23 protein-coding genes are annotated in these 21,134 nt (G+C 60.5%); 13 read left to right on the top strand and 10 right to left on the bottom strand.

Features of this window, described 5'->3' with window-relative positions; all coding sequences use genetic code 11:
• The first annotated feature begins 145 nt into the window (after positions 1-145).
• From R4P64_RS17985 to R4P64_RS18000, 4 genes are all read left to right on the top strand, one after another.
• The gene (locus R4P64_RS17985) at positions 146-1,066 is read left to right on the top strand and encodes a neutral zinc metallopeptidase (RefSeq protein WP_317540403.1); all 921 of its coding nucleotides are present in this window, start codon (positions 146-148) and stop codon (positions 1,064-1,066) included.
• 75 nt (positions 1,067-1,141) lie between these two features.
• Entirely contained in the window at positions 1,142-1,750 is a 609-nt protein-coding gene (locus R4P64_RS17990; RefSeq protein WP_317540404.1) for a helix-turn-helix domain-containing protein, read from the top strand.
• 2 nt (positions 1,751-1,752) lie between these two features.
• Positions 1,753-2,469: an SRPBCC domain-containing protein gene (locus R4P64_RS17995; RefSeq protein WP_317822036.1), complete on the top strand. Its 717-nt coding sequence runs from the start codon at positions 1,753-1,755 to the stop codon at positions 2,467-2,469.
• Positions 2,462-3,109 (top strand): maleylpyruvate isomerase family mycothiol-dependent enzyme, encoded by a 648-nt coding sequence (locus R4P64_RS18000; protein ID WP_317822038.1) that lies wholly within the window; start codon positions 2,462-2,464, stop codon positions 3,107-3,109. Before R4P64_RS17995 ends, R4P64_RS18000 begins: the two co-directional genes overlap by 8 nt.
• A 26-nt stretch (positions 3,110-3,135) precedes the next feature.
• On the opposite strand, the gene R4P64_RS18005 is transcribed toward R4P64_RS18000, so the two are convergent.
• Both R4P64_RS18005 and R4P64_RS18010 read right to left on the bottom strand, forming a co-directional pair.
• A complete protein-coding gene (locus tag R4P64_RS18005) occupies positions 3,136-4,572 on the bottom strand; it encodes a DUF2252 domain-containing protein (protein ID WP_045067570.1) in 1,437 nt (478 codons plus the stop codon).
• A gap of 48 nt (positions 4,573-4,620) precedes the next feature.
• Positions 4,621-5,040: a DUF1622 domain-containing protein gene (locus R4P64_RS18010; protein ID WP_033236173.1), complete on the bottom strand. Its 420-nt coding sequence runs from the start codon at positions 5,038-5,040 to the stop codon at positions 4,621-4,623.
• 237 nt (positions 5,041-5,277) lie between these two features.
• Between R4P64_RS18010 and R4P64_RS18015 the strand changes: the two genes are divergently transcribed.
• Entirely contained in the window at positions 5,278-5,985 is a 708-nt protein-coding gene (locus tag R4P64_RS18015) for a methyltransferase domain-containing protein (RefSeq protein ID WP_317822039.1), read from the top strand.
• 114 nt (positions 5,986-6,099) lie between these two features.
• The gene (locus R4P64_RS18020) at positions 6,100-6,936 is read left to right on the top strand and encodes a CPBP family intramembrane glutamic endopeptidase (protein ID WP_317822041.1); all 837 of its coding nucleotides are present in this window, start codon (positions 6,100-6,102) and stop codon (positions 6,934-6,936) included.
• A gap of 325 nt (positions 6,937-7,261) precedes the next feature.
• Here the strand turns inward: R4P64_RS18020 and R4P64_RS18025 are convergent, their stop codons facing one another.
• Both R4P64_RS18025 and R4P64_RS18030 read right to left on the bottom strand, forming a co-directional pair.
• On the bottom strand, positions 7,262-7,642 hold the full coding sequence (locus tag R4P64_RS18025; RefSeq protein ID WP_033236171.1) for an SHOCT domain-containing protein: 381 nt from the start codon (positions 7,640-7,642) through the stop codon (positions 7,262-7,264).
• 224 nt (positions 7,643-7,866) lie between these two features.
• The gene (locus R4P64_RS18030; protein WP_033236170.1) at positions 7,867-8,079 is read right to left on the bottom strand and encodes a three-helix bundle dimerization domain-containing protein; all 213 of its coding nucleotides are present in this window, start codon (positions 8,077-8,079) and stop codon (positions 7,867-7,869) included.
• Between the two features lie 190 nt (positions 8,080-8,269).
• Here R4P64_RS18030 and ppk2 point away from each other — a divergent pair, with 190 nt between their 5' ends.
• From ppk2 to R4P64_RS18050, 4 genes are all read left to right on the top strand, one after another.
• Positions 8,270-9,136: a polyphosphate kinase 2 gene (gene ppk2, locus R4P64_RS18035; RefSeq protein WP_141485850.1), complete on the top strand. Its 867-nt coding sequence runs from the start codon at positions 8,270-8,272 to the stop codon at positions 9,134-9,136.
• Between the two features lie 31 nt (positions 9,137-9,167).
• On the top strand, positions 9,168-11,954 hold the full coding sequence (locus R4P64_RS18040; RefSeq protein WP_317822042.1) for a cation-transporting P-type ATPase: 2,787 nt from the start codon (positions 9,168-9,170) through the stop codon (positions 11,952-11,954).
• An 81-nt stretch (positions 11,955-12,035) separates the two neighbouring features.
• Complete coding sequence (locus tag R4P64_RS18045) at positions 12,036-13,751, top strand: SulP family inorganic anion transporter (RefSeq protein WP_045067567.1); 1,716 nt, start codon at positions 12,036-12,038, stop codon at positions 13,749-13,751.
• A 17-nt stretch (positions 13,752-13,768) separates the two neighbouring features.
• A complete protein-coding gene (locus tag R4P64_RS18050) occupies positions 13,769-14,014 on the top strand; it encodes a hypothetical protein (protein ID WP_045067565.1) in 246 nt (81 codons plus the stop codon).
• A 9-nt stretch (positions 14,015-14,023) separates the two neighbouring features.
• On the opposite strand, the gene R4P64_RS18055 is transcribed toward R4P64_RS18050, so the two are convergent.
• Positions 14,024-14,368 carry a zinc ribbon domain-containing protein YjdM gene (locus tag R4P64_RS18055; RefSeq protein ID WP_045067564.1) on the bottom strand — a complete coding sequence of 115 codons (345 nt, stop codon included), beginning with the start codon at positions 14,366-14,368 and terminating at the stop codon, positions 14,024-14,026.
• A 111-nt stretch (positions 14,369-14,479) separates the two neighbouring features.
• On the opposite strand from R4P64_RS18055, the gene R4P64_RS18060 reads away from it, so the two are divergent.
• From R4P64_RS18060 to R4P64_RS18070, 3 genes are read left to right on the top strand one after another with little or no spacing between them, the layout of a single operon-like run.
• Complete coding sequence (locus R4P64_RS18060) at positions 14,480-15,112, top strand: TetR/AcrR family transcriptional regulator (protein WP_033236164.1); 633 nt, start codon at positions 14,480-14,482, stop codon at positions 15,110-15,112.
• 32 nt (positions 15,113-15,144) lie between these two features.
• Complete coding sequence (locus tag R4P64_RS18065; RefSeq protein WP_317822043.1) at positions 15,145-16,704, top strand: MDR family MFS transporter; 1,560 nt, start codon at positions 15,145-15,147, stop codon at positions 16,702-16,704.
• A gap of 27 nt (positions 16,705-16,731) precedes the next feature.
• Positions 16,732-17,328, top strand: coding sequence for a CHAP domain-containing protein (locus tag R4P64_RS18070; RefSeq protein ID WP_106939785.1), 597 nt, complete (start codon positions 16,732-16,734; stop codon positions 17,326-17,328).
• Between the two features lie 386 nt (positions 17,329-17,714).
• On the opposite strand, the gene R4P64_RS18075 is transcribed toward R4P64_RS18070, so the two are convergent.
• From R4P64_RS18075 to R4P64_RS18095, 5 genes are all read right to left on the bottom strand, one after another.
• Positions 17,715-18,776: an ABC transporter substrate-binding protein gene (locus tag R4P64_RS18075; RefSeq protein WP_317822044.1), complete on the bottom strand. Its 1,062-nt coding sequence runs from the start codon at positions 18,774-18,776 to the stop codon at positions 17,715-17,717.
• Entirely contained in the window at positions 18,773-19,582 is an 810-nt protein-coding gene (locus R4P64_RS18080) for a hypothetical protein (RefSeq protein ID WP_317822045.1), read from the bottom strand. The genes R4P64_RS18075 and R4P64_RS18080 overlap by 4 nt, the downstream gene beginning before the upstream one ends.
• 191 nt (positions 19,583-19,773) lie before the next feature.
• Complete coding sequence (locus R4P64_RS18085; protein ID WP_317822046.1) at positions 19,774-19,962, bottom strand: hypothetical protein; 189 nt, start codon at positions 19,960-19,962, stop codon at positions 19,774-19,776.
• 66 nt (positions 19,963-20,028) lie between these two features.
• Complete coding sequence (locus R4P64_RS18090; protein ID WP_317822095.1) at positions 20,029-20,511, bottom strand: DUF3500 domain-containing protein; 483 nt, start codon at positions 20,509-20,511, stop codon at positions 20,029-20,031.
• Between the two features lie 114 nt (positions 20,512-20,625).
• Entirely contained in the window at positions 20,626-21,114 is a 489-nt protein-coding gene (locus tag R4P64_RS18095; RefSeq protein WP_317822047.1) for a DinB family protein, read from the bottom strand.
• Between the last annotated feature and the right edge of the window lie 20 nt (positions 21,115-21,134).

The raw sequence follows: 21,134 nt of genomic DNA on the forward strand, positions 1-21,134 counted from the left end.
CTTCAATAACCGACGACCGACTACTTTGCCTGCGATCCTACGGAGCGAACAGCCCAGACCGGAAACGCGGACCCGCCTCGCATGCGAAGCTATCCACCAGAAGTGACGGCAAGCACTTGTTCACGACAGCAGAAAGCGGACATAGATGACCTTCAACGAGGGGGCCCGTGGTGAAGCGGGACGCGTTCAGGTTCAAGGCGGCGGGGGCGGAAGCCGGGGCAGCAAGATGGCAATCGGCGGGGGCGCCGGCGGCATCATCGTGCTCATTCTTGCCCTTCTGTTCGGCGGAGATCCCGGTTCGCTACTGGGAACGTCCACCGAAACATCGAGTTCCTCGAGCGAACTCAGTTCGGTCGACGACTGCACCGGTACCGATGCCAACAACGACGTGAACTGCCGCGTCACACTTACCGTCGGTAGCCTCGACGACGTCTGGGAAGAACAACTGATCAAACAAACGGGGACGGCGTACGTACGCCCGGCAGTGCGATTGTTCAGCGGATCGGTCAATACGGGTTGCGGTCAGGCAACCAGCGAAGTCGGTCCGTTCTACTGCCCGGCCGATCAGACCGCGTACTTCGACACAAGCTTCTTCCAATTGCTGGTCGACCGATTCGGATCAAGCGCCGGCCCCTTGGCGCAGGAGTACGTCGTTGCCCATGAATTCGGTCACCACATCCAGAATCAACTCGGGGATATCAGCCGCGCGCAGGCCGACCCACAGGGCGCAGAGTCAGGCGCGGTGCGCACCGAACTGCAGGCAGACTGCTACGCCGGCGTGTGGGCACATTACGCCGACACCATCCCCGACGAAGCGACCGGCCAACCATTCCTGAAGACGCTGTCGCAGAACGATATCCGCGATGCACTGTCGGCCGCGTCGTCGGTCGGCGATGACCGGATCCAACAGTCGACCAGCGGGCGGGTCAACCCCGAAGGCTGGACTCACGGTTCATCCCAACAGCGGCAGTTGTGGTTTGCAGCCGGATACAAGACCGGCCAGGTGTCTGCATGCGACACCTACTCGGCGCGTGATTTGAACAATCCCGCGGCGCTGAGCAAGTAGAGCTTGCCCAACAACCATCCCACCGACAAATTATTTTGTCTTGACAAGTAATTCTGTCGGTGGGATGGTTTTCTCATGTTGGAAGTCGCAGTCATCGACAAACCTGCTGCCGCGGAAGCGTCACTCGACCCGGTTCGGCAGCAAATCCTCGCCGCACTTGTGAACCCGTCGTCGGCTGCTGCGCTGGCGCCCCTCGTCGGACTGACCCGCCAAAAGGTCAACTACCACCTGCGAACCCTGGAAGAACACGGGCTCGTTCATCTCGTCGAAGAACGCAAACGCGGAAACATGACCGAACGAGTCATGCAGGCAAGTGCCGCGTCGTACGTCATCTCCCCCGCCGCGATGTCCGCACTGGCTCCGGATCCACGGAAGTTCCCAGACCAACTCTCGGCGCGATGGCTCGTCGCGGTGGCAGCGCGGGTCGTCCGAGAGGTCGGCGAGTTGATCGCCGGAGCAACCGCCGCCGGAAAGCCCCTCGCGTCGTATGCCATCGACAGTGACATCACATTCGCGACAGCCTCCGACCGAGCGGACTTCGCCCGCGAACTCGGCGAGGCAGTCAACGGACTGGTTGCCAAATACCACGACGGCAACACCGCGACCGGCCGCCCGCACCGCCTCGTCGTAGCGCTTCACCCAAGCCTGAAACCGTCCACGCACTCACCCGAATCGGAGAACTAGCCATGTCGAAGAAGTTCGAAATCCGCCGCGAAGTTGTTGTACCCGGAACCCAGGAGCAGATCTGGGCCGCCATCTCCGCCGAGACTGCCGGATGGATGTTCCCATCGCCTCTCGAGATTCCGGCCGACGGCTCGCGCCCCGACAGTCCCGTCATCGCTACCTGGGAACCGCCCACCGAACTCGGCATCCACATGGACGGCCCCGATGGCTGGTTCAATCACCTCGAATACCTCGTGGAAGCCCGCGACAACAGCACGGCCGTCGTGCGCTACGTCCATGCCGGCGTCTTTGCCGACGACTGGGACAACCAGTACGACGGGGCAAGCAAGCACACAGACTTCTACCTCCACAGCCTTGGCCAGTACGTGCGCTACTTCGCCGGGCAGAGCGCCACCTACGTGAGCGCCGAAGGTCCGGAAGCATCCGGCACACCCGCAGCGATGGCAACTCTGCGCAGCGCACTCGGAATCGGATCCGACACCGCCGTCGACGACACCGTGACTTTCGACGTTCCCGGCTTCGGCACGATCACTGCTGTGGTCGACTACCTCAACGACTGGTTTGTCGGACTGCGTACCGACGACGCGCTACTTCGGTTCTACGGCCGAAATGCCTTCGGCGGCAATGTCGATGTGGCACACCACCTGTTTGCAGCAGGCACTGACGGCGAAGCAGCCAGCGCAGGCTGGAAAGGCTGGTTGGACGGCGTCTATGCCTAAGCGCGATATGCAGAGAAGCGCCCTGTGGTCTGCTGTCGAAACCGAGCGCACCGCTCTGCTCGGTGAGCTTGTCGGTCTGAATCAGGCACAGTGGAATCAGCAGTCACTGTGCGGACGGTGGACTGTCGAGGAAGTCGTCGCGCATCTCACAGCGGCTGCGAGCGTCGGTGCACTTCGTTGGCTTGTCAGTGTCCTGGGCACACGGTTCGACTTCGACCTACACAACGACCGGCGCCTCGCCGAGTACCGAGGCGCGACCCCGGACGAGACCCTCGAACGGTTCCGACGGGTGATCACCAGCAGAACCTCGGCGCCAGGGCCCACTGTGGCGTGGCTCGGCGAGGTGGTAGTCCACGCCCAGGACATCCGGCGTCCGCTCGGTCTCTCGTACATTCCAGCCGTCGAGACGCTCACCGAAGTTGCTCGTTTCTACGCTCGACGGGACTTCACTGTGCCCAGTCGCAGCATGATCAAAGGTCTTCGCGTCGAAGCGACCGACGGGCCATTCTCGACTGGAGACGGTCCACTCGTCAGCGGCACGACCTTGGCTCTCACCATGGCCATGGCTGGTCGGCGCGTGTACTGCGACGATCTCACCGGGCCCGGTGCTGCGACGATGCGAGAGCGTTGCACAACCTGACGGCGCTCCAGCAATTCCTGGGCGGGTCAGATTCCGGTCTGTGCGGTCACCCGTCCTGTGTCGATCGCTGTCATAAGTGCGGCATGATCACGAGCATTTCGTTTGGTGTACGCCGCTGCAAACTCACTGATCGCGAGGTCGAATTCCGTTCCCTCGCCAAGATATTCGGCAATCGCAATGCGGTCGCCCGAACGAGCGTGTGCATAGGCCAGAACCCGCGCGCATAAGCGGCCGTACGCTTCCATGCCTTCGGGTTTCATGCCTTCGATCACCGCTGAGCCCTTGCCGTCGCGAAGTTGACGGATGTAGAAGTCATGCTCGAGCTCGTCCGGACCTGGCCCTCGCTCCCAACCGAGAAAGATATCGCTGCTGGCCTGCATCAGCCGCTGACCATTCACCACCCGCTCCCCCTCATTGCGGAATATCGGGCCGTTCACATAGCCGGACAACACCGACGGCAACGCCTGCTTCACCTGCAGGATCAGTGGATCATCGGCGTCGCGTCCCTTCATCAAGATCATCCAGGCTCTCGTGCCGACACTGCCGACGCCGACCACCTTGCGCGCGATGTGCATCATCTCGAAGCTCTGTAGCAGCACGCGGCGATCCCACTGAAGGGTGCTGCGGTACGAACGAATTCGTCCGTGGAGCACCTCCTCGACATCCTCGAGATCCCGCCCGTCGTATAGCTCCTCGACCGGCACGATCAACGGTGGATCACTGATGAATCGCCTTCTGCCATCGACAATCTCGGTGAATTTCGACGCGGCTTGAACGCTGTCCCGTCGGCGTGCCTTATCGAGAGTGGAACGCGCCCGTTCAAGCATTCGTTTCTTGATCTGAATACTCAGTTCTTCGAGGCCGTCCTCTGGTTCGATGTGCGAATACCACACCGCAAGGTTTCCCAATTCCGCCTGGCGAATCATCGTTTCCCGATATTCGGCGGCACAACCAACAGTTATCTTCCTTCGTTCCTTACCCGAATAGCCGTTGTCCTTACCCGCTATCGCCAAACTCGCAGCCAAGCGTTTGACGTCCCATTCGAATGGACCTGGGTAGGTCTCGTCGAAATCGTTGATATCGAACGCGAGTTTGCGCTCCGGCGTGGCGTAGACCCCGAAATTACTCAGATGCGCATCTCCGCACAGTTGGGTATTCATGTCGGAATTGCGATTGCGTGAAAGGTCGTCGCACATAACCAGGGCAGCGCCACGAAAGAACGAGAAACGCGACGCAGACATGCGGCCGTAACGAATCGGCACCAATTCAGGCACCCGCGCTTCGGCCTGAGATTCCAGGAGTGAAATCGGGTCGCGGTCGCTGTCGGCAAGTTCGGCCAGCATCGCGAGCGGCGTATCTCGGCGAGCCTGCCGACCATCTTCCCTCCGCTCGTCAACGGTGGGGTGCTGCGCAGGAACTGCCTTGTCAGCTGGCGCAACCTTGTCAACCGGTACTGCAGTCATCTGCCCGACCTTCCACTCTTCGGTGGGCCAGCTGTGTTGACGGCCCTGCTACGGCTGCGAGGCGTCGGACGTCGCGTCCCCACCTGATCCGCGTGCTGCGCGGGCCAGCAATTGGGGACTCGACACCAACGCCTTGCGCCATGGAAGTACCCCGTCGATCTCAATCTGAATCGACAGGCTCAAAACAGTTCGAATCAAGACGATCATTCCCAGCACTGCCGCATCCGTCAGGGACGGCGACGATGTCACGGTTTTGACGAGATCCGCAGCAACCAGAATCTCCAGCCCGAGAAGAATGACGGCACCGAGGGTTTCGCGGAGAGTCTTGAACGCGGCACTACCGTTGCGAGTACGAAACCACGACCGGCCGGCAATACCAAAGGCGAATACAAACCCGAAAACCATCGCGACAACACCGAGTACTTCGAACAATTCGGTGACCCACTCGAAGAACTTCACGGTGTCCATGGTGTTGATTCTCGAGGTATATCGCTCAGAAGTCGAGCAAGCGCGCCGGTTCTCTCCAACCCACCACCAGATCGTGTGCTGTAATTGGCCGGTGACGACTTTCGTACAGCTCTGGTGGCCGCATTCACTGCGGCCTTGAACTGTGCAATTTCCGGCCGCCTCGCGCGCGGCCGACGATCGTTGCCTACATCTATCCCGGTTGACGCAGTGAGGTGCCCCCTACTGTGAGGACCACGCATGACCTTTGAAAATGACAACCGCGTCGACGGGATCGGCAAGATGCTGATCAGTTCTCGTTCGCTTGCCGAATACCAGGCGATGTTCGCCCTCACCGACGATGACCTGTCCGTGCGAATCCTCGACTGCCCCAGCGGCGCCGCGGATTTCACCAGTGCGGTGAGCAACCTCGGCGGCAACGTAACTGCATGCGATGCAGCCTATTTCGGAAACAGCCCCGACAATCTCGCTACTATTGCCACATCGGAGACGGAGCGAGGCAATCGATATGTCCGCGCCCACGCAGAAGAGTACGAGTGGACTTTCTTCGCTGATCCCGATGAACACCAACATGTCAGGCAGCACGCCGCCCAACAGTTCGCAGCTCATGTTCGCCAACACCCCGGTCACTACATCCCAGGCCGGTTGCCCGCACTGCCATTCCCTGACGACAGCTTCGATCTGGTGCTCAGCTCCCATCTGTTGTTCAGCTACGCCGACAGCCTCGACCACGCCTTCCACCTCGACGCGATTACCGAATTGATGCGAGTCACCTCAGGAGAGCTGCGCATCTTTCCGTTGGTGGCGATTGGATCGGCGGAGCCGTACTCACAACTGGTCGAGCTGCTGTCCGAACTGCGAGCTCGCGGCATCGCCGGCCGTAAGGTCGGGGTCGACTACAAATTCCAAAAAGGCGCCAGCCACATGCTGGTGTGCCATCACGAATAGTGAGCCGGCACAATTAATCCCGGTACTTACATCAAATTTCTTACCTGGTGGACTGAATCATCAGCGTGCCGTCGCTCGCCGTGCGATTTCCCGGAGACCCCGTACGATTTGACGGTGAACAATTCAACGTCCGAAAAGTCGGACTTCTGGAGCCGCCCCACCCTGTGGAAGCTGCTACTGGTAGTCGTCGTCTATCTGGCTTTCTACCTCGCAGTTGGACAGGTGATCTCGCGCGTTTTCTCGGATCAGATCGATAGCGACAACGTCGTCGCAAGCGCCTCGAGCATCATTTTCGGCCTCGCATTGCCTATCGCGATCGGTGCTGTCGCGCTGCTGATATTCATAGCGAAGCTGGGCTGGCTACGCAGTATTTTCGGCCCGCAACCTATACGTGGCCGCGGCTGGATGTGGATCGGCCCGATTCTCGTAGCCGCCGCCATTGCAGCGCACCTGACCGGAACCGACTGGAGCGCGTGGTCAGCCGGCGAGATCATCTCGCTACTTGCCCTCGGGGTGTGCGTTGGCATTGCCGAGGAACTCCTCACCCGCGGTATTGCGGTGAAAATGTTGCGTGACGCCGGCCATGGCGAACGCTTCGTCGCGGTCGTGTCGTCGCTGCTGTTCGCGCTGATGCACACGGTCAACTTCATCTCCGGGATGGAAGCGTCAACCGTTCTGGCGACCGTCGTCTACACGTTCGGTTTCGGGATGTGCATGTATCTGACTATGCGCGTGACGGGCACAATCTGGGCCGCGATCGTGTTGCATGGCCTCACCGACCCCACAACGATCCTCTCGACGGGCGGACTCGACACCTCCGTGACTGGAGCCAGCGGCGCCACCGTCGTCGCCACGTTCATCACAATCCTGCTGGTCCTCTTCGCCGTCGTCGCTATCTTCTTCGTCCGAGGGCGAGTCAGCCAAGAACAGCCCGCGAACGCGACAAGCTGACAGCTCCTCGTTTCGCCGATCCTGAATGTGGTGAAGCCGCCGGACACCGTAAGGTGCCGGCGGCTTCGTCATATTCGGGAAGGAGGGCGACCATTCGGCGCCACCCGTACTCGTAGCGGTGAAACTACCTGCCTCAGCCGAAGATTCGCTCGATGTCATCGAGGCGTAACTGAACGCGCGCGGAGAGTAACCAGAACCCCAGAGGTTGTCACCTGACGCCTGGACGAATGAGGACAGCGAACCAGGACGAATTCTGTTGCGAATACAACACACGTCATCCACAACACACGTCGTCGTCGTATTCTGATTCTGTTGCAGCACGTCTTCACTGCATGATGGTTTTTGCCTTCAGCGCCCGGAACTCGTCCTCGTTGATCGCGCCGGCATCGAGAAGGCCCTTGGCGGCTGTGATCTGATCAGCCGAAGATTGTCCAGCGACCTCGCGCACGTACGCGCCCTGTGCCTGCATCTGCTTTTGCGCTGCGGCAATCGAGCGCTGAGTCATACCGTCATTCCGGACGATCACATAGATCATCGCCGACAGGAAGGGCACGACAAAGAGGAAAACGATCCAGATCGCCTTGAACCAGCCTGACATCTCATGATCTCGGAACAGATCCGTGATGATCGAGAACAACACGCTCAAGTAGGCGACAAATGCGAGACAGACAAACATGAACCAGAAAAACTCCCAGAAGCCTTCCATTTTCGCCAACTCCGTACTGTCGGTGTTTCCGGATAGGAAGTCAGGTCACGACCTATGACGTCCTACTTGTGAATCAACTGTTGCCACTGCGCCGGTAACCGCCCGTTAGCCGACCGGCACTCGACGTCTCCCGAAATGCATTATCTCCGTTGGTAATACGTACCGAGAGTTCGTACCGATAATACGTACCACAGATGAATGACAGAGGTACTACATAGCGGGTACTACATAGCGATCTCGGACGCAGCGCGGGCAATGTCACTTCGCGCCGCCTTTTCAACGAGGAGCGGGACGAATGCTCGTATCCGTCCTCTTTTGAATCGTGCGTGAATCATCCGCACGCTTCGTTCGATATCTGCGGGTGAGACGGTCGGATAGCGGGTGATCAGCCGTGCAATCACCTGTTCGACCTGGAGCAACTCTTCGTCGCCGGTCATCGGCTAATCGTCTGTCCGGTAGCCAGCTGCCGTCAAGACTCGAAATAGATTCGAAAGCATCACGATTCGGGATTCGATCAAGCCAGGAATAACTTTGCCAATCACGGGGCATACACAAGCAAAGGGTGTGTTTGATCAAGAACGTCCTGCGTGGAAGCACTGTCCGGAATATGGGTGTCGAGGAGCGAGCGTGGGAAAGAAGTCGAAGCACAAGAAACACAAGAACTCTGAGCTCGAAGCTCCCCGAGTTACCGGCGTGGAACCCTCCTCAGCCTTGACAGAAAAGCCGATGAAGTACAAGGAATACCGCCGTGATCTCAAGCCTGTTCACGCAGAACTCGTCGCATTGCAGGAGTGGGTCAAATCCTCCGGCGCCAAGGTCTGCATCGTGTTCGAGGGCCGTGACACTGCAGGAAAAGGTGGGGTGATCAAAGCGATCACCGAGCGAGTGAGCCCTCGTGTCTTCCGCGTTGTTGCCCTCCCGGCCCCGACTGAACGGGAAAAATCCCAGATGTACATCCAACGGTATGTGCCGCATCTACCCGCAGCCGGCGAGATAGTCATCTTCGATCGCAGTTGGTACAACCGTGCCGGAGTCGAACGTGTCATGGGCTACTGCACCAACGAGCAAGCACACGAATTCCTCCAGCTCATCCCGACAGTCGAACGTGCAATCGTCGAATCCGGGGTCATTCTGTTGAAGTATTGGCTAGAGGTGAGCGAGGAACAGCAAATGCTGCGCCTGCAGAGCCGGATCGACGACCCGCGGAAAATCTGGAAGTTGTCGGGCCTCGATCTGAAGTCGTACAGCCATTGGTACGACTATTCACGGGCCCGCGACGAGATGTTCCGCTATACCGACACCGGATGGGCGCCTTGGTATGTCGCGGTCAACGACGACAAGAAGCGCGGCCGGCTCAACATCATCAGCCACATCCTGAGTCAGATTCCGTACGAACCTTTGGAACATCCCGATATCAAACTGCCACACCGACAACGCCCCGACGGATACAAGACACCCCAGCAACCGCTGCACTGGATTCCTACCCCCTACTGAAAATCCTGCCCAGGGAAAGGACGTGCGGCACATGAGCCCCACGGAAGCCGCGCCGCAGAATCGAGCGCACACAGACCCGGCCGAGAACACGCCCTGGCATGCCCAGAGTGCCGAATCCGTCCTCGCAGCACTGACTTCTGATCAGGAGTCGGGACTGAGTGCCGAGGACGTGGTGGACCGTCGACGTCAGCACGGGCCCAACGAAATTGCGTCGACGCCACCACCCTCGATGTGGTCGATAGCGCTGGCGCAGTTGAGGGACCCGATGAATCTGATGCTTGTCGCGGTAGCTGTGGTCAGCATCGTCATCGGCGAAATCCCCACGGCCATCGTCGTTGCGGTACTCGTCGTACTCAACATCGTGCTCGGCACCCGGCAGGAGGTGAAGGCCCGCGCCAGCGTGGACGCACTGGCGAAGATGCAGACGCCCCAAGCACGGGTAATCCGCGATGGGACTCTGATCCAGCTCGACGCTACTGAGTTGGTGCCTGGCGATATCGTCGAACTCGAAGCGGGCGATATCGTCGCCGCCGACGGACGCCTCCTCACCTCCACCACCTTGGAAACTCAAGAAGCAGCGTTGACCGGTGAAAGCGCACCCATCCCGAAGGATCCGAAGACGCTGGGCAGCACAGACATTCCCCTGGGTGACCGAAGCAACCTGGTGTTCCAGAACACCTCGGTCACCCGCGGTACCGCCACCATGGTGGTCACCGAAACCGGGATGCACACCCAGATCGGGCAGATCGCGTCGATGTTGTCGGCAGTTGCACCCGGCAAATCGCCGTTGCAACGCGAACTCGACTCGCTCACCAAACTGCTCGGGATCATCGCGTGGGGCGCAGTGACAATCATCGTGGTTATCGGCGTGATCCGTGGCCAAGATCTGACAACGCTTCTCCTGCTGGGTATTGCCATGGGAGTTTCCGCAATCCCGACCGGCCTTCCCACTTTCGTCCAGGCCATGTTGGCGTATGGAGCTCGTCAACTGGCCGACGCGAAGGCCGTCGTGAAAAACCTCACCGACGTCGAGACACTCGGGGCGACGAGCGCCATCAACTCGGATAAGACCGGCACACTGACGATGAATCAGATGACCGTACGGTCGTTGTACGTCCACGGCCGGTGGTACATCGTCGAGGGCGAGGGTTACGCCAAGAGCGGCAGAATCACGCAGGTCGCGGGTGAGGCGCCGCCGGACTTCACGCTGCTCGCCTACGGTCTGTGCCTGGACAGCGACGCCACAGTCTCCGATGCCGGCGAAGTTGTGGGCGACCCCACCGAGGCAGCGCTTGTTGTTCTCGCGGCAAAGATCGGCGTCGACGCCCCACTCACCAGAAAGACGTACCCGCGGGTGGCGACGGTTCCCTTCGACTCGGCGTACAAGTTCATGGCGACGTTCCATCATCTCCAGGTGGACGGCGGCAACCAATTCGTGGAACTGGTCAAGGGCGGTCCGGACGTGGTCCTGGCTCGGTGCGGGGCAGCGTTCCTGCCCGGCCGACGACCTGTACCGATCGACGAGGTCCGCGAAGAACTGACTGCCGCGAACCGGGCTATGTCCGAGAAGGGTCTCCGGGTGCTGGCGTTTGCCGTTCGACGACTCGACGGGCAGGAATCAGCCGTTGGGGCTGACCCCATGTCGTTTGTCGAGGACCTCACGTTTGTCGGCATGGCCGGCATCATCGATCCCCTTCGCCCGGAAGCGATCGAGTCGGTGCGCACTGCCCACACGGCGGGCATCCATGTCCGCATGATCACCGGCGATCACGCGATCACCGCGTCGGCGATCGGAGCCGAACTCGGACTGGGACCAGGGGCGATCGGCGGCGGCGAACTTCAGGCCATGACCGACGAGGAGCTGTCGGACGCAATGCCGAACCTGCATGTCTTCGGCCGCGTCACCCCGCAGGACAAACTGCGTCTGGTCGACATCATGCAGAAAAACGGTGCGGTTGTCGCGATGACGGGTGATGCCGTCAACGACGCAGCCGCACTGAAGAAAGCCGACATCGGCGTCGCCATGGGGTCAGGCAGCGAAGTGACAAAACAGGCGGGCAAGATGGTGCTCACCGACGACAACTTCGGGACCCTCATCACCGCAATCAGCCTGGGACGCAATATCTACGGCAAGATCGTGTCCTACATCCGCTACCAGATGTCGAAATTGTTCTCGCTGGTTCTGCTCTTCCTGGCCGCGAGCATCTTCAATATCAACGAAGGTGTTGCGCTCACCCCGCTGATGGTGCTGTTCCAGCACTTCTTCATCACCCTGTTCCCCGTTGCGGTCATCATGCTCGACCCGCCGCCGCCGGACCTGATGAAGAAACCACCCCGTGACCCCAAGACGCCGATAGCCAACCGACGGGCGGTCATACAGTGGCTGGCTTACGGCATCCTGCAGTTTGCCGTCACACTTGCCGCAATGCTGCTAGCCCCAGGCGAGATGAGTACCACCGAGGCAAATATTCCCATGACCATGGCGTTTGTGGTGCTGTCGTTGGGCTCCATCTTCGCCGGCCTGACCATGCGCCGCGATCCGGAATCCGGCCTCATTCCACCGGTGCTCGGCGCGCTCAAGATCTTGGCTATCCCGACCGTCGTCACGGTCTTCGCCGTCGAGGCCGGAGTACTCCAGGATCTCCTCATGACCACCTCATTGACGGGTAGCCAGTGGCTCGCCTGCCTCGGGTGGTCGCTGATCATTCCGATCGTCGTGGAGTTGGACAAGGCATTCCGACGCCGACGCCTCCTGAAGTCGCACACCATTGTCTCCCCCACCGCTGCGGTAGCCCCACAGCGCGCTCACGCGCAATGATGCACACTCGTCGTACCCACTCCGGGCGACCGATTCAACGGATTTCTGAGCTTTGTGGCTGCGACGGGAAGGATTCGCGATATGTCGTGGACAAAGGGGCTGGGTCGGCTGCCTGGGATCGCAACGGCCCGGGGGTATCACCGCGAATGGCTGCGTACGGACATCACCGCCGGACTTGTCCTCACAGCCCTGCTGATACCCGCGGGCATGGGGTATGCCGAAGCTGCAGGCCTCCCGGCATACGCCGGCCTGTACGCCACCATCGTGCCGCTCCTCGCGTACGCACTCGTCGGGCCGTCGAAAATCCTTGTCCTGGGGCCAGACTCGTCGCTCGCGCCACTTATCGCCGCCGCGATCCTGCCACTGGCGATCGTCGGCGATGAAGACAACGCACTTGCCCTGGCCGGCGTCCTGGCCATCCTCGTCGGGCTCATCCTCCTGATCGGGGGGTTCCTGCGCCTCGGTTTTGTCACCGAACTGCTCTCGAAACCCATCCGACTCGGCTACCTCAATGCCATTGCGCTAGTCGTTGTTATCGGTCAGATTCCCAAACTGCTGGGGTTCTCCGTTGACGCGTCCGGTCTGCTCGGCGAAATAGGTGAGATCGGAAAGTCCGTGGCAGGCGGGGATATCGACCCCGTTGCTGCCGCGGTCGGAATCGGGTCGCTTGCTGTCATCGTCGCGTTCCGACTCTGGGTCCCCGTTGTCCCCGGAGTCCTGGTGGCCGTCGTCGGCGCAATCATTTTGTCCGCCGCGGCCGGCCTCACGGATGACATCGGAATGGTCGGTGCTCTCCCTGAAGGTCTCCCTCTGCCCTCCGTAGGAGGCGTCAGCTGGCAGGACGTCGGGCACCTGATCGGACCTGCGGCCGGTATCGCTCTGATCGCATTTGCCGACACCGGCGTTCTCTCCCGGACCTTTGCCGCCCGGCACGGTGAAGACGTGAACGGCAGCACCGAAATGAAGGCAATCGGCGTCGCCAATGTGGCAGGTGGACTGTTCGGCGGGTTCCCCATCTCGGCGAGCGGCTCACGAACACCTGTAGCCGAACAAAGCGGCGCCCATACACAATTGGCAGGTGTTGTCGGCGCGCTCGCCGTGCTGGTCTTTGTCCTCGTCGCCCCAGGCCTCACCGCGTACCTACCCGATGCAACACTCGCAGCCGTGGTCATCGTCGCGGCCTGCGCGCTGATCGACGTGGGTGGAATGGTCCGGATGTGGCGCATGAGCACCGTGGAGTTCGGCCTCGCTGTCGCAGCCTTCCTCGGCGTTGCACTTGTCGGAGTACTCCAGGGCATTCTCGTGGCGATCGGCCTGTCGTTTGTCGCGGTGGTAGCGCAAGTCTGGCAGCCACATCGCACCGAACTCGTGGAGATCGCACACCTACAGGGATTTCACGACGTCGAACGACATCCAGATGGACAGCGCATTCCCGGCCTGGTGCTGGTGCGCTTCGACGCTCCCCTCTTCTTCGCAAACGGTGAGATCTTCGACGAGTACGTACGCTCCGTAGTCGCCGATGCGCCGGCGCCCGTCGAATGGGTAGTCATTGCAGCAGAGCCGATTACCGGCCTCGATACCACCGCAGTCGACGAGTTGGTCGACCTCGACACCTACCTCGAAGGCAAAGGGATCCGGCTGGCGTTTGCCGAGATGAAGGGGCCGATCAAAGACAAACTCATCAGATTCGGCGTCGGCGACCGATTCGACGCGACGCATTTCTTCCCGACCATCGAAGCTGCCGTCAACGAATTCCGCAGCCGAAGTGGGAACTCCAACCACTCGACCGACCACTGATCCCGGGAGCGCGAGACATGGATTCTTTCTGGACGGTCTTCTGGCTCAGCGTCATCTCTCTCGCGCTGCTGTCTTACCTGGTACTGCTGTTCGAGATCAGCGCCGATCTGTTCCGTGACCGTCAGACATCGGGGTGGATGCGCGCACTCTGGGTGTGTTTCCTACTCCTCGTCCCCTTTGTGTCGGGACTGGTGTACGTGATCGTGAAAAGTGACGGCATGGCCGAGCGATCCCGAATCGCGAGCGGAGCACCCCGGAGTTGACGGGGTTCGTCAGACCTTCTTGACGACGCTCGACTTCAGCTGCATCGGGCCGATACCGTCGACCTTGCAGTCGATGTCGTGATCACCGATCCCCTTGACCAGACGGATGTTTCGCACCTTCGTGCCGGATTTGATTCCGGTGGGGCTGCCCTTGACCTTGAGTGTCTTGATGACCGTCACGGTGTCACCGTCGGTGAGTACGTTTCCGACGGCGTCCTTGATGACGCCATCTTCTTCGGCGGCGGAGTCTTCCGTCGACCACTCGTGTGCACATTCGGGGCACACCATGAGCGCACCCATCTCGTAGGTGAACTCACTGGAACATTCAGGGCACGGCGGCAAGGTGTCTTCCACGCGATCAGCCTATCCGCCGCCCCGTCTGTCCGACTTTTGCACTTCATAACCAGCGATTGGGAAATATTTTGCACTCGATGAAAGTTTGCACTCTGTGCAATTATTGAAGGCATGGGTAGCGAAACACTAGGCCTTCGAGAACGTAAGCGAATTGCGACACGCGAACTGATCGAACGCACCGCCGTCGAACTCGTGCTGGAACTGGGTTACGACGAGGTGACTGTGGAACGAATCTGCGAAGCCTGCGATCTGTCCACGCGCACATTCTTCAACTACTTCCCTACCAAGGACGCAGCGATCGGCGGAATCGCGATAGTCGTCCCGCCCACAGAGGTGATCTCGGAACTACTCGACGCCCACCCGAACGACCCCCTCCACGGAGCGCTGGCCGTCTTCGCCGAAGCGATGAAGATCATGGACGAACGACCCGATCTCCTCGTCCACCGACGCCAATTGTTCGAGCGACACCCGACCTTGCTCCAACAGCATCTGGCCACGTTCCACGAACTCGAGGACACGCTCACCCGGATGCTCACGGAGGAACTACTCGAACGACCAACCCATGGTCGACTACCCGCCGATATGGCGGCGGCCGATGAGGCCACCGCCACCGTGATCATCGCCGGAGCCTCGATGCGATACGTGTTTCGTGCCTGGCAGAAAAGCGAAAGAGATCGTCCGCGAGCCGAACTCGTGGATCCCGCATTGACGTTGATGGCCCACATCCTGCGGTCCGCCCACTAGCTCGTCTACCGCTCTCGTCACCAAGGAGCCCTATGTCCACTCGAGAAGCTGCACCCAGAAGCGCAGACGAACCCGACACCACGTCGGACAAAAGATCCATCATCCTGGTGTTCGTCGGCCTGATGATCACGATGCTTCTGGCATCCCTCGACCAGATGATCTTCAGCACGGCGTTGCCCACCATCGTCGGCGAACTGAACGGCGTCAACCACATGGTGTGGGTGACAACGGCATACATCCTGGCGTCGACGATCATGATGCCGGTCTACGGAAAAATGGGCGATCTGATCGGCCGCAAAGGGCTGTTCATCGGTGCGATCAGCATTTTCATCGTCGGTTCTGTAATCGGCGGTTTGTCCCACGACATGACCACGCTCATCGCCGGCCGGGCAGTTCAGGGACTCGGCGGCGGCGGTCTTATTCTGCTGTCGCAGGCCATCATCGCCGACGTTGTTCCGGCCCGGCAGCGCGGCCGCTACATGGGCGCGATGGGCGGCGTTTTTGCCCTCGCGTCGGTCGCGGGCCCACTCCTGGGCGGTTGGTTCACCGAAGGCATCGGTTGGCGGTGGGCGTTCTGGATCAACGTCCCGTTGGGTCTGCTCGCGATAGCCAGTGCGTCGGCATTCCTGCATCTACCCAAGCCCAAGCTTGGCAAGCCGTCCATCGACTACCCCGGCATGATCCTGGTTGCAACCTCGGCAACCTGCTTGATCCTGTTCACGACGTGGGGCGGCAACACTTACGACTGGGATTCGGCCGTCATCATCGGGCTGATCATCGGCAGCATCGTCAGCGCAATTGCCTTTGTCATGGTCGAGCGACGAGCAACCGAACCTGTCATTCCCATGCACCTGTTCTCGGAGCGCAACTTCGTACTGACCACCACCGCCGGACTGATCATCGGCATCGCGATGTTCGGCGCTCTCGCCTACCTTCCTACCTACATTCAGATGGTGACCGGCAAGAACGCCACCGAAGCCGGCCTGATGATGATTCCGATGATGGCGGGACTGCTGGTGTCCTCGATCGGTTCCGGGCAGATCGTCAGCAAGACCGGGCGCTACAAAGCCTTTCCGATCGTCGGCACGTCCATCGTCGCCGTCTCTTTGGTCTTACTTTCCAGGCTGACTCCGTCGACCTCACTTGTCGTGTTCGGAATCTATATCGCGATCATGGGTGTCGGTCTCGGTCTGGTCATGCAAATCCTGATCCTGATCGTTCAAAACACCTTCCCCGCAGCCGAAGTCGGCACCGCAACAGCGTCGAACAACTTCTTTCGCCAGATCGGCGCCTCATTGGGTAGCGCGATCGTCGGCAGCCTCTTCGCATCCCGGTTGTCGAATCTGCTCGCGGAGCGGTTGCCAGCCGGCGGCGGCGGTGTCGGCGGTGAAGAGAACTCGTTGACTCCGGGAATCCTCTGGAAATTGCCGGATCAAATCCGCGAAATCATCGTAGGCGCCTACAACGACGCGCTCGCCCCGATCTTCATGTACCTCGTTCCGCTGGTAGTCGCAGCGGTGATCCTCTTGCTCTTCGTCAAGGAGAAGCCGCTGGCCACCACTATCGACCGCTCGGCAGCGCCGATCGAGTAGAAACCGATTGTTCGCTATTGTGGCGTGATGTCAGCAGACAAGAATCCGACCAGATCCACGTTTGTGGTTCTGGTCGGATTCTGCGCTGTGCTGGCAATTGTCATCGCCGGCGGATTCTGGTGGGTCACGCGTAGCAACGACGCGCTTGCCGGCGAGACACTCGACGCCTTCCCCACCCTCGACCGCAGCACACTAAGTCAGTCACAGAGTGAACTACTGGCGACACTCGAGAAGGAATGGGAATCCGGTGCACCCGGCACCACGTATGCCGAAGGTGTCGAAGAATCCTGGTGCGCTGACTTCGTCAGTTGGAATATGAACAAAATCGGCATGCCGTATTCGAACCCCAATTCCGGTTCGTGGCGAATCCCCGGCGTCTACACACTGCAGGAGTACTACGAATCCGTCGGAACATTTGTGCCGCTCGGTCAGGACTATCGACTGAAGACCGGCGACACGATTCTGTACGACGATTCCAGCCCCTTCGGGCAGCACGTCAACATCGTGCTCCGCAATGACGCCGGCATTGTCACCACCGTCGGCGGCAACGAGAACAATTCGGTGATGCTTCACCGGTTCAACCCTGATGATGTCGCCGGCATCGTGGGGTTCGGGTCGTTCTGACGACCAACCCCCTTCTCGTAGATGTTGCGAGGTGAGTGAACGGTTGGTGACGTGGTCGGTTTCTGGTGTGCGTTGGGTCGATCGAACTTCGTAAATATATTCGGTAAATTAGTGTTTCCGTCGCCCACTGACTATTTGACTTTGCGAATGAAACGTTCCGCCAAAGGGAATTCGCCAATCTGATCTAGCTGAACCTGGCCGTCATGCAGCAATGCCCCACGACCGCGGCACAGCTCAACCGCGCCCATCTTGCGCTCTCCCCACAAAACGGAAGGGTTGGCAGATACTCTGCCAACCCTTCCGAAAATGTGACTGCAAGCGAGAAGACTCCCCCGACTCGGAGCTACGACGCGCTGTCTACACCTTGAGATTCACGACCGCTTGGATCACGATGCACGTGAGACTGCGGTGCTCAGCGCGTTGGTGATTCGATCCGCACCCCACGGGAGCGAGATCGGGGACGGGAAGCCCAGTGCGTTCGGCACTCCGGAGTTGCGGGCAATCGACACAACCGAACCGCGCTGGACTGCAGACAGATTGCGCCACTGCTCGTTGTCGCGCATGTAGTCGATGTCCCCCGCTGGTGAGATGACAACCGCGATGTCGGTGTCGAGTTGGGCGACATACTCGTAGCTGATCACTCCTCGCCCGTCAGCATCGGTCGGCACTGTCTGCGCCCAGTCGGTCAGTTGGAAACCCAAGTCATTCATGAGCATTCCGATACCGCGATCCTCACCGGCGAGGATGTACAGCTGCCCGTTCAGATCTCCGATCACCGCGTTGAAATTCACGCCCTCGAATTCTGGGTGCGCTGCGCGGACGGCAGCCAGGTCGGCTTCGGCCGATCCGACGGCGGCCTGCGCTTCGTCCTCCCTGCCGAGCGCCTTGCCGATCTTGCGCGTCGAGTCCTGCCAAGGTTCCACGTTTGCCTGTTCGTCGAAATGCACGACCGGGGCAATGCTCGAAAGCTGCTCATAGGCACGCTCATTGAGACTCCATTGCCCCGTGGCAACGATGACGTCAGGATCAAGGGCCACAATTTGTTCGACGTACGACTGCGGGTCACCCTCGAACAGCAGTGTCGGAATCTCCTTGTCACCGGCGGACAACAGCGCGTCGACGCCACCGCCGGGGTTCGGCGGCAACACCTGATACCCCATGTCGGCCAATGCATCGACCTGCCAAGGCCACGCCCCGACGCCGTTTGTCGAGACGAGAATGTTCGTATCGGTGGGCAGTGCAATGGGTGAGACACCCATCGAGATCACCATGTCCGCGTCCTGCGGCGACAACGGGAGCACCCGCTCGGCGCCGAGTGGTACCTGGGCTTCACCGAATTTGCCGGTGACGGTGACTGTTTCCCCCTCGGCAGTGTCGAGGGAGTTCCCGCCGCACGAGGTCAGGAGAAGTGCGAGGGCAACAAATGCGGCGGAGAGTGCGCGCTTCACAGCGGGTGTCCATTCGGTCCGCCGGGATTACCCGGGACGGTGCACGTGGCCATAGCGCGATGCGCCAGGAAACAAAGACTGTCGTTACTCAATTTCCACTGCCCGTCGATCCAATACCATTTGAGGGTCGCTTGTCCCGGCGCAGAGCCGGGCAACGAGGTCACGAGCTGGGCGCGCGCCACCTCGTCGGTCACCGTGACCGGGTCCGTGAGATCCCAGCGATAGATTCCGGCCGCGATGTTCAGGGCGCTTCCCACAGCGCGCACGGTGGGTACGCCGGCTGCGCCGCCTTCGAGCGCGGAAGCGACCTCCGCGTCACTTGTCGCCGAGTTGAGTCCGCGCTGGAGTTGACTGTTCAGTTCGGCGATGTCCGGCGTCGACGGCCCCTCGGGTGCCGATGCAACCGCCGGCGCGGCACTCGCCGCCGGAGCGCTGGCCGAGGCAGGTGCTGCGCCCGCTGCCGGGGCGCTGACCGCCGCCGACGCTGCAGGTGCGGGGGCGGCCGCCGGCGCCGGAACCTGAGGTTCGAGCACCGTGACGCCGTCGTTGGCCGCAGCGGCGGTCGAGCCCGCGGTGCCAGCCCCCGCAGGTGAAGCCATGGTCACGACCACCTGACGTTCCTGGTCACCGAGCTGCATACCGAACAGAACGAGCCCGGGGATAGCTACGCCGACAACCATTGCCGCGCACGCGGAAACCGCAACGGTCGGCCAATGAACGCCGCGGCGCGGCGCGGCGGTTTGGGGATAGCGACCGACGTCCTCGTCTCTCGACTCATCGAGGTCGTAGTCCGTCTGAATGCTCATCGCGTCGTCTCCGTTAGGCGCTCGGGTCTTCCTGATGGCCCACTTCGTTGAGGCCGTTGCGTGGTGAGTGGGTTCTCACCATCACGTCAGGATTTAGGTTAGCGTAGGCTAACATTCGCATAACGGTCGACCGTACACAGGCCCGCAACCAAGGGGTTGAGCGATCCCCTGCGAACGCTCAATTCACAGATTCAGCCGCCGTTCGGCGGGGTGCCCATCGACCCTGCCGGCGCTCCCCCGCCGCCCATGCCTGAAGCTTCCTGCTGCGTAACACTGTTGACATAGTCATTGGTGGGGTCTCGGTAGATGGTGTGGATGTGACCCCAACCCGAGGTTGTGTATCCCGCGACGTCGGCCAGGCCCACCCAGTTCGCAATCACGTCGAGCAGAAGTTGTTTCTGTTCCTCCGTCAGGTCAGAGCCCGCAATACCCGTTCCCGTGGGTAATCACAGGTACTTCTCGGAGCACACACCTTGGTGGATACGCTCTCGCCCTGATAGAGCTGAGCTTGCTGCTCTTCGGTCAAGCTGCCGTAGAACGCGAATGCGGTCTCGTAGGTGGTTGCGAATGGTTGTACCTCGGTCTTCAGCCTGCGTCGCGGCGAACGCAATGCAGTCAGCCGAGCCATCCAGCGTTGCGTTGATACCAAGGTGGTGGCTACCGAATTGAGGCTCCCATGTGCCCGAGTCCGACGGGTCACCGAAGAACCCGATGTAGTACTGGCCCAAAGATTCCTCGGTCGAACTGCTGTTCTCGTGCAGGAACTCGGCGCCGCCCATAATGCCGGTGACGGTCTCGTACCCTTCATCACTGAGGAGAGCTTCGAGCACCTTCAATGCCGCCGCCTGCTGCTCGTCGGTCAACTCGGAGATGTTGAGCCCGGCGCGGTCGACGAACGTCACCGGGAAGTTCGACCGCTCAACGCGTATGTCTGCAGCGCGTAAGGCCGCAGACTTCGCACGGTTGGCGAAGAACGGAACTTCCGTCGGCGGCTCCCATGACTGCGCAAGTTGCGCAGCGGTACTCCATCACGAATTCGGCTGTCACAGTATGGGTTTTTCGATCTGTTCACGAAGGATATCGGCGTGACCTGCGTGCCTGGCGAACTCTTGGATCATGGCAAGCAGTGTCCATCGCATGCTGACTTTTCCCTCGCGCGGGTTGTCAATGGTGTCGTCAAGGTCGAAACGGGACACGATCTCCCGCGATCGTTGGCTTGCGCGCTCGAACTCGGCGATGACATCAGCAAGCAACTCGTCGTCGGCGACAGCGAAGGTGCCCTCGTCGCGGCGCGAGTACCCATCGCATTCGAATTCATCGAGTCCTGCCCAAATCCGTTGAAACCAGATCCGTTCCGCGGCAGCGACATGCTTGATCAACGAGATCGGAGTTGTCAGCGAGGCGACGAGCCGTCGGCGGGAGTCAGCCTCAGACAGGCCTCGTACAGTCTCGATCAGTGCCTCGCGATTCTGGTCGAGCATGTTCTCGATGATCGACCGTTCCGTGCCGATCCTAATTATGTTGATGGACATAAGCTTTCACTCGATTCTGT

Source organism: Rhodococcus sp. IEGM 1366 (assembly GCF_033142425.1).
GTDB classification, from domain to species: Bacteria; Actinomycetota; Actinomycetes; order Mycobacteriales; family Mycobacteriaceae; genus Rhodococcus_F; species Rhodococcus_F globerula.

What these genes read in the sequence shown, in the direction of transcription:
- R4P64_RS18040 (WP_317822042.1), top strand. Translation starts at nt 9,168, where the DNA reads ATGAGCCCCACGGAAGCCGCGCCGCAGAATCGAGCGCACACAGACCCG.
- R4P64_RS18050 (WP_045067565.1), top strand. Translation starts at nt 13,769, where the DNA reads ATGGATTCTTTCTGGACGGTCTTCTGGCTCAGCGTCATCTCTCTCGCG.
- R4P64_RS18060 (WP_033236164.1), top strand. Translation starts at nt 14,480, where the DNA reads ATGGGTAGCGAAACACTAGGCCTTCGAGAACGTAAGCGAATTGCGACA.
- R4P64_RS18065 (WP_317822043.1), top strand. Translation starts at nt 15,145, where the DNA reads ATGTCCACTCGAGAAGCTGCACCCAGAAGCGCAGACGAACCCGACACC.
- R4P64_RS18070 (WP_106939785.1), top strand. Translation starts at nt 16,732, where the DNA reads ATGTCAGCAGACAAGAATCCGACCAGATCCACGTTTGTGGTTCTGGTC.
- R4P64_RS18015 (WP_317822039.1), top strand. Translation starts at nt 5,278, where the DNA reads ATGACCTTTGAAAATGACAACCGCGTCGACGGGATCGGCAAGATGCTG.
- R4P64_RS18080 (WP_317822045.1), bottom strand. Translation starts at nt 19,582, where the DNA reads ATGAGCATTCAGACGGACTACGACCTCGATGAGTCGAGAGACGAGGAC.
- R4P64_RS17985 (WP_317540403.1), top strand. Translation starts at nt 146, where the DNA reads ATGACCTTCAACGAGGGGGCCCGTGGTGAAGCGGGACGCGTTCAGGTT.
- R4P64_RS18000 (WP_317822038.1), top strand. Translation starts at nt 2,462, where the DNA reads ATGCCTAAGCGCGATATGCAGAGAAGCGCCCTGTGGTCTGCTGTCGAA.
- R4P64_RS18095 (WP_317822047.1), bottom strand. Translation starts at nt 21,114, where the DNA reads ATGTCCATCAACATAATTAGGATCGGCACGGAACGGTCGATCATCGAG.
- R4P64_RS18025 (WP_033236171.1), bottom strand. Translation starts at nt 7,642, where the DNA reads ATGGAAGGCTTCTGGGAGTTTTTCTGGTTCATGTTTGTCTGTCTCGCA.
- R4P64_RS17990 (WP_317540404.1), top strand. Translation starts at nt 1,142, where the DNA reads ATGTTGGAAGTCGCAGTCATCGACAAACCTGCTGCCGCGGAAGCGTCA.
- R4P64_RS18030 (WP_033236170.1), bottom strand. Translation starts at nt 8,079, where the DNA reads ATGACCGGCGACGAAGAGTTGCTCCAGGTCGAACAGGTGATTGCACGG.
- R4P64_RS18045 (WP_045067567.1), top strand. Translation starts at nt 12,036, where the DNA reads ATGTCGTGGACAAAGGGGCTGGGTCGGCTGCCTGGGATCGCAACGGCC.
- R4P64_RS18005 (WP_045067570.1), bottom strand. Translation starts at nt 4,572, where the DNA reads ATGACTGCAGTACCGGTTGACAAGGTTGCGCCAGCTGACAAGGCAGTT.
- R4P64_RS17995 (WP_317822036.1), top strand. Translation starts at nt 1,753, where the DNA reads ATGTCGAAGAAGTTCGAAATCCGCCGCGAAGTTGTTGTACCCGGAACC.
- R4P64_RS18010 (WP_033236173.1), bottom strand. Translation starts at nt 5,040, where the DNA reads ATGGACACCGTGAAGTTCTTCGAGTGGGTCACCGAATTGTTCGAAGTA.